12 protein-coding genes are annotated in these 13858 nt (G+C 49.7%); 11 read left to right on the top strand and 1 reads right to left on the bottom strand.

From position 1 onward, the window contains the following. Positions 1-14 precede the first annotated feature (14 nt). The 10 genes from SPICO_RS03310 to SPICO_RS03265 are packed head-to-tail and all read left to right on the top strand — an operon-like array spanning position 15 to position 10894. Positions 15-1400 carry an FtsW/RodA/SpoVE family cell cycle protein gene (locus SPICO_RS03310; protein WP_013739275.1) on the top strand — a complete coding sequence of 462 codons (1386 nt, stop codon included), beginning with the start codon at positions 15-17 and terminating at the stop codon, positions 1398-1400. Next, positions 1393-2232 (top strand): cell division protein FtsQ/DivIB, encoded by an 840-nt coding sequence (locus SPICO_RS03305; protein ID WP_013739274.1) that lies wholly within the window; start codon positions 1393-1395, stop codon positions 2230-2232. Before SPICO_RS03310 ends, SPICO_RS03305 begins: the two co-directional genes overlap by 8 nt. Beyond that, a complete protein-coding gene (gene ftsA, locus SPICO_RS03300; RefSeq protein ID WP_013739273.1) occupies positions 2232-3482 on the top strand; it encodes a cell division protein FtsA in 1251 nt (416 codons plus the stop codon). The genes SPICO_RS03305 and ftsA overlap by 1 nt, the downstream gene beginning before the upstream one ends. A gap of 49 nt (positions 3483-3531) precedes the next feature. After that, positions 3532-4803 carry a cell division protein FtsZ gene (gene ftsZ, locus SPICO_RS03295; RefSeq protein ID WP_013739272.1) on the top strand — a complete coding sequence of 424 codons (1272 nt, stop codon included), beginning with the start codon at positions 3532-3534 and terminating at the stop codon, positions 4801-4803. 3 nt (positions 4804-4806) lie between these two features. Next, on the top strand, positions 4807-5736 hold the full coding sequence (locus SPICO_RS03290) for a tyrosine recombinase (RefSeq protein ID WP_013739271.1): 930 nt from the start codon (positions 4807-4809) through the stop codon (positions 5734-5736). A 34-nt stretch (positions 5737-5770) separates the two neighbouring features. After that, positions 5771-6793, top strand: a complete 1023-nt coding sequence (locus SPICO_RS03285) for a DNA-processing protein DprA (RefSeq protein WP_041395025.1) — start codon at positions 5771-5773, stop codon at positions 6791-6793. Between the two features lie 6 nt (positions 6794-6799). Further along, on the top strand, positions 6800-7732 hold the full coding sequence (locus SPICO_RS03280) for a tyrosine-type recombinase/integrase (protein WP_013739269.1): 933 nt from the start codon (positions 6800-6802) through the stop codon (positions 7730-7732). Beyond that, positions 7729-8262 carry an ATP-dependent protease subunit HslV gene (hslV, locus tag SPICO_RS03275; RefSeq protein ID WP_013739268.1) on the top strand — a complete coding sequence of 178 codons (534 nt, stop codon included), beginning with the start codon at positions 7729-7731 and terminating at the stop codon, positions 8260-8262. Before SPICO_RS03280 ends, hslV begins: the two co-directional genes overlap by 4 nt. Before the next feature lie 3 nt (positions 8263-8265). Continuing rightward, entirely contained in the window at positions 8266-9672 is a 1407-nt protein-coding gene (hslU, locus tag SPICO_RS03270; RefSeq protein WP_013739267.1) for an ATP-dependent protease ATPase subunit HslU, read from the top strand. Positions 9673-9703: 31 nt separating this feature from the next. Continuing rightward, positions 9704-10894, top strand: coding sequence for a flagellar biosynthesis protein FlhF (locus SPICO_RS03265; protein WP_013739266.1), 1191 nt, complete (start codon positions 9704-9706; stop codon positions 10892-10894). Here the strand turns inward: SPICO_RS03265 and SPICO_RS03260 are convergent. Continuing rightward, entirely contained in the window at positions 10886-12565 is a 1680-nt protein-coding gene (locus SPICO_RS03260; protein WP_013739265.1) for a peptidoglycan D,D-transpeptidase FtsI family protein, read from the bottom strand. The genes SPICO_RS03265 and SPICO_RS03260 overlap by 9 nt on opposite strands. 45 nt (positions 12566-12610) lie before the next feature. Here SPICO_RS03260 and SPICO_RS03255 point away from each other — a divergent pair, with 45 nt between their 5' ends. Further along, a complete protein-coding gene (locus SPICO_RS03255; protein ID WP_013739264.1) occupies positions 12611-13747 on the top strand; it encodes a M23 family metallopeptidase in 1137 nt (378 codons plus the stop codon). The last annotated feature ends 111 nt before the right edge of the window (positions 13748-13858 follow it).

Genomic DNA, 13858 nt, shown 5'->3' with positions numbered 1-13858 from the left:
GGAGGTTCCCCGGCATGGATGGTAATTGGAAGAGAAGCGGACGACATAAAGATGTGTGGGGAAGACAGGAGAGAAGTGAAGGCGTAAGCTGGAGTCCCGGCGATTATGATGATGTGGGTTCCCGTGCGACTTGGGAGTGGTCTTCCTCATTCTTGCGCCATGGAGAGGCTCCCGATGGTGCTGGTAGTGGGAGCTTGGCGCCTTTTACATTTCTCATCCTACTCCTTGTACTCACTGGCTTGGGACTGGTCATGATGTATAGTGCTTCCTATGATGTAGCTCTGCGCGAAGGAGTTCCCCATTATTATTATGTCATGCGACAAGGAATTTTTGCCTTGGGAGCCTGCATATGCTTTCCGCTTTTTCGTTTCCTGCCCATGCGTTTGTTCAAGAAAATATCGCCTGCGCTCTTGCTAGTCGCGGTAATGCTGATGCTCCTGACGCTTTTTACACCATTCGGAAGGACGATAAGTGGCGGACGACGTTGGTTACAGATTGGCCCGCTCCCATCCTTTCAGCCTTCTGAGATCGTAAAGCCGGTTGTAATTCTTTTTCTGTCGTTCTGGCTTGCCGATGAAGGACGGAAAAAGAAAAACAAAGTGATTTATCTGCTTGTGCCTTGTTGTGTCGTGCTCATTTTTGCAGGCTTGATTTTGATGCAGCATGCGTATACGACGGCAGCGTTGTTCACAGGAATCTGTCTGTCCTTGTTCATTGCCGGAGGGGTAGGATTGGGGACGATTCTTTTCTTTTTGGCTTCGATAGGGATGCCTGCGATGATTTTTTTATTTGGCGCACCGTACAGGGTGAGAAGACTTGCCGCTTTTCTCATTCCAGATCTTGATCCTTCGGGTATCAACTGGCAGGTGACCAATTCCCTCAAGGCAATCAAGGCTGGAGGTTGGTGGGGAAGAGGCTTGGGCAACAGTGAATACAAGCTCGGTTTGATTCCAGAAGTGAATACTGATTTCATCTTTTCGGTTATTGCGGAGGAAAACGGATTCATTGGCATCCTTCTTCTTTTCTTTCTTTTTTTTCTTTTCGGGCTGTTAGGCTACAGAACCTACGCACGGATGAAGACTATGGATAAAGGACTTTCCAATGCAGCTTTTGGCATCACCACTATGGTGATATGGCAGGCTCTGGTCAATGTTGCTGTCGTCACAGGGGCTCTCCCTCCTACGGGAATCCCACTTCCATTTTTTTCACAGGGGGGGACAAATCTTTTCGTAATCCTTTGCGAATGTTTCCTGCTCTACCGCATCATGCTCATTGCGGGAGGCCGGGCTGCCATGGAACCGACGGGGCAGAGAAATCGGGATGGAAACGAGAGGTTGCCACAACTGACGGATAGAGGAAAAACATATCTGGATATGGACACGGAGGTGCGTCATGACTGAATCAGTCGGACGCTTTTTCTCCCGTTTGCTCATTTTACTTCTGGTTACTGCCATGGTTCTCCTGGTCGGTTATCTTTCCCTCCGTTGGATACCGTGGTTCACCGTTCGGAATGTTTCCGTCAAAATGGACAGGGACATGAAGATTCCCAATGACATCCTTAGGGTGACAGGGCCTCTCAAAGGTCGTAACTCTTTTGCTTTGGCTTTGAATAAAATGGAAGCCTCAATCATGGAAATTCCCATGGTAGAGGACGTACGTATCTCCAGACGCTTGCCAGATGGCATTGAAGTGGATGTCCGAATGTACATGCCGTCTGTCGTCATTGCTGCGTCTCCCGCAGATAATATGACTCAGCCGGAAACAATTTCCCCGCATATCTGGATTATTAAGAATGGTATGCTTGTGGCAATGCCTGAAGATGAAGTTTCTTACTATGGGGCAATTGTGCCCGTGATTTTTGTTGACAATGATTATGCTCTTGTCTTGCAACGATATGGATTGGATGATGGTTTCAAGAAAGTCGTGACGCTTGTCGGGGCACTGGGGAATGCTGAGGATAGTTCGCATACCTTGATAACGAGCATGAAATACGATAATAATAACAGTAGAGGCTTTGGGCGTCTGGTCATGGAAATTCCATCCTGCTCCGCCCAACTTTGGATAAGGGAAGAAGTAAGCGCCCGCAGAATCATGGATGCCTTGGCAGTCATCGTCAGGAACCATGCGTCGGATGATTTGAGTTTCCTTGGCAACGGTACGGTCCGTTACGACTTGTACTCTGACGCCCTGGTGAAAAGAAGCGCTGTAGATAGGACGGGGAGGTTGTACTGATGGCGGGAGAAAAAGTCATTATGGGGCTGGATATCGGAAGTTCCAATGTGCGTGCGGTCATCGGCTCCGTTTCCAAGGATGGACAGCTTATGGTTGACAGCATCTGTGAACGTCCGAGCGAAGGCGTGAGCAGTGGCGCCATAGTAAACATCGAACAGACTATCCGCACCATAACTTCAGTGATTTCCGAAGCTGAGTTGCAGGCTGGTGCGGAAGCAAAGCATGTGATTCTCGGCATTGGAGGCAGTCATATCGAAGGTCACCCCAGCCAGGGAGTGGTCGGTATCAATGCCAAAGACCAGGAGATCAAACGGGAAGACATATTCAGGTCCCTTGATGTTGCCCGTGCGTTTGAACTGCCCATGGACAGGGAAATCCTCCATACTTTGGTTCAGGACTTCATGGTTGACGGACGAGACGGCATAAAGGATCCAATGGATATGCTGGGGCATAGGCTGGAAAGTCGTGTCTTGGTGGTGACTGGCAGTTCCTCGATTTGTCTCAACCAAAGGAAATGCCTCCAGCGTGCCGGATATCCTGTACAAAGGATGGTAGTCCAACAGCTTGCGGACGCGGAAATAGTCTTGAGTAACGAAGAAAAGGAAATGGGTACTATACTGATAGACATAGGCGGTGGTACGACTAACATGATTGTCTATGTCAATGGTGCGCCAGTCTATGTTGGCGGTGTAAACCTGGGAGGACTGAATGTCACCAATGACATTGCCTACATCCTCAATAAACCGCGTTCCATTGCGGAACAGGTCAAGATTGAATATGGTTGTTGTCATATTCCCTCGGTGTCGGACAATGAATACTGCATCATCCCACAAATAGGGGGCATGCCCTCAATACGGATGCCCCGGAAAGAGCTGAGCAAGATTGCCGAACCACGGATGGCTGAAATATTCTCGATACTCCAGGTAGAACTTGAGAAACACCAAGTCCAAGGCTCCTTCGGGGGAGGCGTGGTTCTTGTCGGAGGAGGGGCGTTATTGAGTGGCGCTACCGAACTGGCAAGCGAGATATTCCGTCTTCCTGCTCACATAGGGTTCCCGGAGGCGTTGCCGGGGCTTGATCGTTCCTACATCAATCCCGGATACAGTACAGTCTTGGGACTTTTGAAGACCGAAGCCAAGAAATTCAAGGAGTTTCCATCTTCAACGTCCTCCCGCGGGGAATCAAAATCAGGAAAGGGTGGAGGCGGTTTCGGCAAAAAGTTCAGAAGTTTCTTCCGTACTGTTTTTTAATGAAAACCCAAAGACAAGGAAAGCTGGCCGACCAGCAAAGGATAGCGCAATGGATTTAGGAATGATCGAAGACCTGTTGCAGGATGAACAGACTCCGCCGACGGACATAAAGGTCCTGGGGGTCGGTGGCGCGGGAGGCAATGCGGTGAACCGCATGATTGCCAGTGGGCTTAAGAAAGTCACCTTTGTCACGCTTAACACGGACATCCAAGCCCTACAGAGGTCGAATGCCCAGGTACGCCTTCCTTTGGGGAAGGAGCTTACCGGAGGTTTGGGCGCCGGAGGCATCCCAGAGGTAGGGCAGAAGGCGGCAGAGGAATCAAAGGAAGAAATCAAGAGGCTGCTTGAAGGTACTGACATGGTCTTCATCACTGCCGGCATGGGCGGAGGCACGGGTACTGGCGCCGCTCCCATCGTGGCCGAGGTCGCAAAGGGCTTGAACATTCTTACCGTGGCGGTAGTCACTACGCCTTTTGCTTTCGAAGGAAAGAAAAAACTTCTCTTTGCCCAAAGCGGGATTGAAAATCTGCGCAAGCATGTCGATACCTTGATTTTGATTCCCAACCAATATCTTCTCAATGTCGTGCAGAACAATACGCCGATAAAACAGGCTTTTCTGATGGCTGACGAGGTTCTCTATCAAGGCGTACAAGGCATCAGCGAGCTGATTACCGAGCCTGGCGAGATCAATATTGATTTTGCCGACGTGCGCACGGTGATGAAGGGCAAGGGTGATGCTTTGATGGGCATTGGTTTTGGAGAAGGAGCAAACAGGGCTGTGGACGCCGCGCGCACGGCGGTCAGCAATCCTTTGCTGGAGAGTACGACGATAGATGGTGCCAAGAGTGTTTTGGTCAATTTGTCTGGTGGAGACAATCTTACTCTCCAGGAATATCAGGATGTGGTGGAGATTGTGACGGAGAGCTGTGCCGAGGATGCTTTGATCATCGCCGGACAAGCCTACAATCCAGATTTGGGTGACAGGATAAAAGTGACGGTCGTCGCAACGGGGTTTGAATCACGGTCCCAAGTCATGGGTGGAGAAAATCTCGGTGCTGAACACGAAAGACGCCGCATGTCCGAAAGTCATGGCACAACGCTTGTCCATGAAGCGAGCGCCAACGTCCGGCAGGGACAGACTCCCGGTTCCATGCAACAGGCATCGCCTCGTATTCCTCTGCCTCCTGACTCCGATGTAATCACCGTGAACCGTTGGCAGGATTTACAGCAGCAACTGGGAAAACGCACCGATGCTTCCGGAGATTATTCTTTCCCTGCTGTCTTGCGCTACCAACGGGGTGAGAAGGAAGACAAGGAGTAGGGCATGCCCTCATCTGCCATATCCCAGCTTCTTGAAGAATACCGCGAGCATCTGCTGCTTGAGCGGCGGCTTAGTCCGGCTACTGTGAATGTGTATGTGCCTGTGGTACGAGAATACGTCAGTTTCCTGGAAACACGGGGCATTGGTGCGGAGGAAGCGCAGGCGGATACAATCAGCGGGTATTTTATCCACAAGGGACAGGCGGGTCTTGGTACTCGGACATTGGCACGGAATATGTCTGCACTGCGTTCATTTCATCGTTTCCTGCTGCTGAATGACATTAGGAATGATAATCCCTTTGAACTTCTTGACAGCCCGAAACTGCCCCGTACCCTGCCACGGACCATGGACTATGATTCGGTGGATGATATTCTGCATGAAATGGAACTGGACGATGCTATATATGCACGACGGGATAGAGCCATCTTTGAAGTCATCTATTCCTGCGGACTACGTGTCAGTGAGTTGGCGTCATTGAGGATTGAGGATTATTCACCTGAATCCCGATTACTCAGAATCACGGGCAAGAGAAACAAGCAGCGGATAGTCCCGGTAGGAGATGTCGCCGCGGAGCTCATTGATGAATATATTATTTCAGTGCGTCCTGCTTTCATTCCCAAAGGTCGTAGCTCTCGTTTTCTTTTTCTTAATCGCTACGGGCAATCCTTGTCACGTGTCATGATTTGGAAGCTTTTCAAGAAATATTGCATGCGCATCGGAGTTGAAGCAAAAGTACACACCTTGCGTCATAGCTACGCCACGCATCTTCTGAAGGCTGGAGCTGATTTGCGCAGCGTCCAGGAACTGCTGGGACATAGCGATATCCGCACTACGCAGATTTATACTCATGTAGATACGACGGACCTTCAAGAACAGTTCAGGCGTTTTCATCCTGACGCAGGTCAGTCGGAGAATGAACAGCACGAAGCATGAAACGCCATGCAGGGTAATCAGTACATTTTATTGTATGAAAAACGAGCAAGTTCCCAGCCCAACTCTGAAGCTGGCGGTCAGCACATCACGTCTTCTGGGGTTTCCCCGGAAGATTGATTTTCTTCTGTTCTCCGCTACCCAACCATCCAAAGAAGAATTAAATCAGTATATACAACGTCTTCCAAAAGAAGAACAACATATTTTCCACCGCTATGAAGCAGGAATCATGGAAAAGGATGTCATGGCGGCATTGGCTTGGCTCGCTCAAAGAGATCATGGACGGGGAGGCGTAGTGTTTCTTGGAGAGAAGGAATGGCCAACAGCATGGGAAACTGAGGAATTTCACACTTTGTTTTATTTTTTCCAAGGGCAACGCCCGAATCTGGGCTCTATTCTGATGCAGGTAACAGGTACCAGGAGGGCCACTCCCGCTGCCCTGAGAGCGGCATATGCCTTTGGTCTGGAAATGGGGTACGCGGGAATACCCTTGCTGACAGGTCTTTCAGCAGGCGTGGAGCAGGCTTCGGCGGAAGGCGTCCTTGATGCCGGAGGGGAAGTCATTGCATTGCTACCCGGAGGACTGTCCTATGAATATCCCTATTGCCCCCGTCTCCGTCGCAAGATACTGGAAAAAGGAACTCTCTTGAGCTGTAATCTTCCCACATATCCCGCACGTCCATGGAGCTTCTCCCGAAAAAGTCAGCTAAGCGGCACTTTGGCAACCATCACCGTGGCAATACAGTATCCGGCTTGTTCTGGAGTACGGTATGTCATTGAAGCCGCCTTGGACCATGGGAGGGAAGTCTATGTGCATGCCGCAGGTACGGAAGATGGACAGGAATCAATCGGAAGCAAAAGACTTGTGGAAGAAGGAGCGGAAGTCATATCATCATACTGCAATGTTGCAAAAAGTCAGGGCAGAGGATTTCCTTTTCCGCAGCTCATGGTATCGTCACAAAGGATGCGTCCATTGGACAGGTGTCCATGTTCTTCGGAAACCCCCGTGCATTATAAGTTCGGAACATGGTACAGTGTACGGAGAACGGATGAGGCGTGAGTGTAGATGAACCATCAGGTCTTTGAGGAATATTGTGATTACATACGGAATGTCAAAGGTCTTTCCGCTCATACGGAGAAGGCATACCGCCACGATCTTTTTGTTTTCGGTGAATTCCTTGAGAAATTTTCCATTTCCGTTCATGATGTTTCTCCTTCGGATATCCGTTCTTTCCTTGTATGGCTACCGGAACGACGCAAAGACTTTTCTCCTGGAACAGTCCAACGTTTGAAAAGTACAATCAACGGTTTCTATACATATGTCGTGCGCAGAGGAAAGATTGAGAAGAATCCGGTCGCCCTTATTTCTCTGAGAAGTGCTTCTCGTCGCCTGCCTACGGTGCTTGAGAAATCAGAAACTGAACGTCTGCTCAATCTTCCCTGGAATGATTTTTCCTCTCTCCGCGATGTTCTCATCCTTAATCTGCTGTATTCCACGGGCTGTCGGCGTTCGGAGCTTCTTGCCATCGATGTCGATGACCTGGAGACTGGGCAGGAAAGGATATTAATACATGGGAAGGGTGGACGGGAACGGTATGTTTTTCTTACTCCCCGCGTGACGAAGTTGCTGGGAAAATACTTGTCGGAGAGGAAAGAGCTGCTCTCTCGCCTGGAGCCGGCGGAGAAGGAAGGGGCAGACTGGAATGCCCTGTTGCTTTCCAACGGAAGAAGAAAAGGAAAAAGGTTGTCGACAGGAATCATCACTAGTATCTTTGGGAAATATAAGAGAGAATTGGAAATTCACAAAGCCTTTACCCCGCATGTCCTGCGCCATACGTTTGCGACGCATCTGCTCGATAATGACGCCGGCATCAGGACAGTACAGGAGCTTCTGGGACATGTGAATTTATCCACAACGCAGATTTACACCCATGTATCGGCGGAAAGGCTCAGGAAAGTATACGATGCCTGTCATCCGCACGGAAGGAAGAAAGAATGAGTTTCAAAGGAACAACGATCATTGCGGTCCGTAGAGGCGGTCATGTTGCCATTGCCGGAGACGGTCAAGTCACAGCCGGGGATACGGTCATGAAAGGCAATGCCCGGAAAGTGAGGACCTTGTATGATGGAAAAATCATCATCGGCTTTGCCGGTGCTACAGCGGATGCTTTTACGCTTTTCGAATTATTCGAGACAAAATTGAAAAAGTTCAACGGAGACCTGACACGTGCCGCCGTCGATCTCGCCAAGGAATGGAGGATAGACAGGAATCTCAGGCGTCTGGAAGCTATGATGCTGGCCAGTGATGGTTCAAAGATATTCCTCATCAGCGGGACAGGTGACGTGTTGGAGCCTGAATATGATGCGATTGGGATTGGAAGTGGTGGTTCGTATGCTTATGCCGCCGCACGTGCCTATCTTGATTCAGACACAAGTTCATCCGCAGAGGAAATAGCAAGAAAGAGTCTTGAGATTGCAGCACACATCTGCATTTATACCAATACATCAATCAACGTGGAGGTTCTTTGACTCATGGACAACAAGATACATATGCTTGACGATATGACGCCGGCGATGATCGTCAGCGAATTAGATAAATACATCATCGGACAGACCGATGCCAAGAAGACGATAGCCGTGGCCATCAGAAGCCGTTCTCGCCGTAAGAAACTTCCGGAAGCCTTGCGTGATGAGATTGCACCCCGCAATATCATCATGATTGGGCCGACAGGTGTGGGAAAGACTGAGATTGCCCGTAGGATTTCGCGTCTGGCCAATGCTCCTTTCGTCAAGGTCGAAGCGACCAAGTTCACTGAAATAGGCTATGTCGGACGTGATGTCGAATCAATGGTTCGTGACCTGATGGGCATTGCCGTCCAGATGGTTCACAAAGAGCTGGGAGATCAGCAGGAAGACATGGTTCGTCAACGTGTCGAAGACCGTTTGCTTGACCTTCTGATACCAGCTGCGCATCAGGAGCCTATGACTGTTTTCCGTGATGGCAAACCGGTTCCTATGGATTCCGTGCGTATACCCCAGTCCGGCAGCTCAGATCAGTCCTTAAGAGAACAGATTCGCGCCCAGCTTCGGGCGGGAAGTTTGGATGAGACAGTCGTTGATTTTTCTGTCTCACCGAAGAAACCTACAGTCGGCATCGACATGATGGGCATGGGAAATATGGAAGATCTTCAGCAGGCCATGAATAGCCTTGGCTCGATTTTCAACAACCGTTCCGCTACCCATAAGAAACTTTCCGTCAAGAGAGCGCGGGAAATTCTGACTGAGGAAGAGCTGGAGAAGATTGTCGATCAGGACAAGGTTGTCGAAATAGCGAAGGAACGTACTGAGCAAATGGGAATCATCTTCATTGATGAGATTGACAAGGTCGCCGGAAACGCAGGCAAGGGAAGTGGTCCGGATGTTTCCCGTGAAGGCGTGCAACGCGACTTGCTTCCCATAGTCGAAGGAACGAAGGTCTCGACGAAATGGGGAGTGATTGACACGACGCACATCCTGTTCATAGCTGCCGGTGCCTTCCATGTATCCAAGCCATCCGATCTTATTCCTGAGCTTCAGGGACGTTTCCCCTTGCGTACAGAACTGTCTGACCTGACAGCTGATGATTTCTACCGGATATTGCAGGAGCCGGAAAATGCCATCATCAAGCAATACTGTGCTATGCTTGAAACCGAAGGAGTCAAGGTGGTATTCTCAGATGATGCGTTACGCAGGATAAGCGTCCTTGCCTACGAAGTCAACTCTACAAGTGAGAATATCGGGGCGCGTCGTTTGTATACTGTCATGGAGAAGTTGCTTGAAGAAGTGTCTTTCACTGCATCGGATCTATCAGGTCAGACTATACCCATCACACCGGCATATGTTGATGAAAGGTTGGGTAAGATCATACAGAACCCTGACCTGTCCAGATATATTCTGTGAACAAGACCGTCAATGGACGGGGGAGTGAACTGTGGAATATGTGACAATCATAGGCAGAACCTATGAAGATGCTGTCAAGAAAGGCCGCAAGCTTTATGGTTCTGCCATGCGCATCCATTCCCGTAGAGATATATCTGTACGTGGAGGCTTTCTCTGGCTAGGAAAAAAGAAACGGGTTGAAATCATTTGTTACCTTGTCGGAACTTCATCTAAGGTGGAAGCAGGGAATAGTGATGCACTGCTGAAGGAATTTGAGGAGGAAGCACAGACTCCCGATCCGCGCACTCTCGGAAAGAAACAGACAGAAGACTCACATTCTGCGGAAAGGAAACCGTCAGTGCCTCCTGTCGCGGAGAAGGCCGGTCGAACTCAAGAATTGACGGATCATATCCGCAGGCTACTCATCCTCAATGATTTTTCCGATACGTATATTCAGAAGATGCTTGACTATCTTGGTCGAGATAGCGATGGCGGTTCCGTCTTGGAGATGGACAAGCCAGCAGCGGAATCTGCTTTGGTCAATCAGATTATGGCAACCATGGCAATCGACCGGGTCGGACAGACGCATCCTGCCCACAACTACGTACTTCTTGGTCCGACTGGCGTGGGCAAGACCACGACCATCGCTAAACTTGCCGCAATTTTCGGAGTCATTCCACCTCCGGAGGAACGGAGAAGTGTAGCAATCATCACCCTCGATTCTTACCGTGTCGGTGCACGAGAACAGATATTTGCTTTTGCCGATGCCCTGAACCTGCCCGCTCATCAGGCTCATGATGAAAACGAGCTGTTCTCAGTTTTGGATTCACTGGAAGGAACCGATCTTGTACTTATTGATACGATTGGCAGAAGTCCGCGTGACAATGAGCTTTCCATAAAACTGACGTCTTTGTTATCTATTCCTACCTCGGAATCGACCGCATTTTATCTCTGCATCGGAGCTTCCATGAAAAAGGCTGACATTGAAGATGCTGTGCGGCAAACGGCTCCATTCTCCTTGCGTGGCTTGATCATCACAAAGTTGGATGAAACCAGGACGGTCGGAAACTTCATCAGCTTGGCCGCAGAAAAAAGCCTTCCTCTGACCTTTGTGACCGATGGGCAGAAAATCTCCGACATCCATCCTATGTCCCACTCCCTGCTTTTACAGCGACTTCAAGGGTTTTCCATTCCTCTGGATACTGCGGGACTGTCCCAGCTGAAAGCCGTACCCTCATTGTGAGACGGGAATGACTTGTGTGGAGTCAGTTAACAGTTTTCCTTGGGAAATCAGGCCGGATATGATGCTTGCGAGGGCTGGAGCCGCGATATCGCTGCCCCAGATTGTCCTTCCTGTGGGATTGGCGGCGGCGATGTAGAGGATGTATTTCGGTGCATCAGCAGGGACAAGCGCAAGCGTTGAGGCAAGTACTGAATCTTCAGAATAGGAATTTGTCTCTGGATTGATGATTTGGGCAGTACCGGTTTTCGCGGCGACCTCGATGCCTTCGACGGCGGCAAGCATCGCGGTTCCTCCCGGTTCTGTTGCGCCGACCATATAGGAAAGTATCTTGCCTGCTACCCCCGGTGACAGGACAGTTCTGATTTCATCCCTTTCGGCTTGATACACTGTCAGTCCGTCTGAATCAATCTTCTTCATGATGATATGTGGAGCAAGCAGAATGCCGTCATTGGCCAATGCTGTCGCCGCCGTAGCCATCTGCAATACGGTGACACCTATTTCCTGTCCGAATGAAATTGTTGGTTTGCTTCGTCCTGACCAGGCAGAAACAGGAGTGAGGAGACCAGGTATTACACCACCTTGTCCGGTATTCCATGACTGTCCGAAACCAAAATCAAGCAACTTCTGTCGGAATAAGTCCGAGTCAGTCTGGAGCGACCAATGGGCAATGGCTCCGTTAGTGGAATACTTGATAAATTCCGCCGGACCAATCAGACCACGGGAAGATGTGCTTTTGATTGTTGCCGTCTCACCATTCGGCATAGTGAAGGTATATGTTCCTGTTTCATTAAATGGAGTCTCAAGGTCGGCCTGTCCGATTTCCATGATTGCGGCGAGTGAAAAGATTTTGAAGACTGAACCAGGTTCATACATATATGAAATGACCCGATTATTGCGTTCATCTTCACGTGATAGATTATAGTGGTTTGCGTCATACCAAGGGGATGAGGCTGAGGCAAGTATCTCTCCTGTCCGCGCATCCATGACAATGCCCATGACATAATCCGGCATGTGTTCATCGACAATATCCTGGATGTTCACATCAAGCAGATACTGGATATCCATGTCAAGGGAGAGATACACGTCTCCGCCATAGGTGATTTCCTGCGAAAGTTCTGGATAAGGAGAAAGGAAATCATCCAGGAAAAGTTCCATGCCTTCAAGTCCTCGGTTCTCTGTATTTGTGAAACCGGTGGTTTGTACAGCGTGGAAAGTGGCAGGATACTCCCTGCCATATTTTTTTTCCAATAGGATACCCCTGCCCAAACCTGATTTTGCCACGGCTGTACGCAGGTCTTCCATGACCGCATCCTGTACCTTTCTTTGCAGCAGCGTATATGTCGTGTTACGGGCAGTCATGGCGAGTATCTCATCAACAGTCAGGAAAAGATACGGTGCTACGATTTCTGCGGCTATCCGCATGTCCGGTATGTATGCATGGAGAAAAGCGCAGGACCAATACGGGACTTCAATGGCAAGCAGACGGCCTTTCCGGTCATAGATGCTTCCTCTGACAACTTGTTTTGCGACATTCGGATTCTTGTAGGATGAATCGGTTCCTGTCTCCCCGTCCACTATGATGTTTCCTATGTGGACAAGCAATAGGAGACACGTCATAATAGTGATGAAGAGAAAAACCCTGACAAGGCGGTTCTTTTTCGTATGTGACATGACTGTCTTATATTATTATGTATGCAAAGGTGATGTCGAGAGCTTATGAACAGAGATGATTATGATGATTCCAATCACTATCACAATGGGCGTTCCCATAGCGGTCGTCGGGTAAATGGCGTGACCATCGGCATTATCCTGACATGTATTTTTGCCTGCGTTCTTGCCGTATTCTTCTGGATTAGAAATTCACCCCCTGTCGCAGATGCTTACCAATCTTCTGGTCTCCCGTCCGCCTCAACTGCCCCTGTCATTTCTGAAGAAACGGCAGGAACTTCCGTCTTGTCACCTGTTTCAGCTGTTTTGAATCAGACTATCTCTGCGCCAACGGCTTCAAATCAAGTTTCAGAGACCACAACAACCCAAACTCCTCCAAATCAAAATACGTCCGGCGGTACGACGGCGCGGGCGTTGGATGCAGCGCGTCCGACTTCTTCAGGAACAACGCCAGTCCAATATAGCAGCCATGTCGTTGCCGAAGGCGAGGACTTGAATTCCATCGCTACTCAATACGGCTTACGTGTCCAGACTTTGAGAAGCGTGAATCAGATAACGAACATTCTGGCGGTGCGTCCGGGAATCACGCTCCGCATCCCTGACAGAGATGGCCAGCTCTATACCGTCCAGAGCGGAGACATGCTCAGCACCATAGCGCGACGCTATAATCCTGAACTGGGGTGGGAGAGGCTGCAAGCTGTCAACGGGTTGAAGGACGACAAGATATACCAGAACCAGCAGCTTTTCATTCCTGACATCTCCACGACCGTATCCCCGATCACCATGATTGCCGCTACTTCCTTCACCTCCCCTGCCACAGGGACTGTTTCTGGATTTTTTGGACAGATGTTCACTAATCCCGCCACAGACAGGCAGGAGCCGCTTGACGGCATTCTCATTACCGGAAAGGCGGGTAGTCCTGTCGTGGCTTCGGCTGACGGCGTAGTCGTAGACATGGGCTTTGAGCGGAAAGGGCTGGGTAAGTTCGTCATCATGACTCATGCCGGTGAATACAAGACTACCTATGGCCATTTGGAAGATGTGGAAGTGCAGATAGAGACTACCCTTGCCAAGGGGGAATCTATCGGAAGCATGGGTACTACCGGCACGGACTATAAGAATCCGACACTGTATTTTGCGATTGAACAGAATGACATTGCACTGAACCCTGCCGATTTCTTCTGATTAGCCAGCTCGGTAGATATCAACGGATTTCCCCAACACAAAAGCAATGCTGTCTCCGTGGGAAAGAGAAGGCATACGGAATTACAGTAATTTCTCCTCGCAGGATTTTCA

It is taken from the genome of Parasphaerochaeta coccoides DSM 17374 (assembly GCF_000208385.1).
Classification (GTDB): Bacteria; Spirochaetota; Spirochaetia; order Sphaerochaetales; family Sphaerochaetaceae; genus Parasphaerochaeta; species Parasphaerochaeta coccoides.
This window is presented reverse-complemented; position numbering and strand designations above follow the sequence as displayed.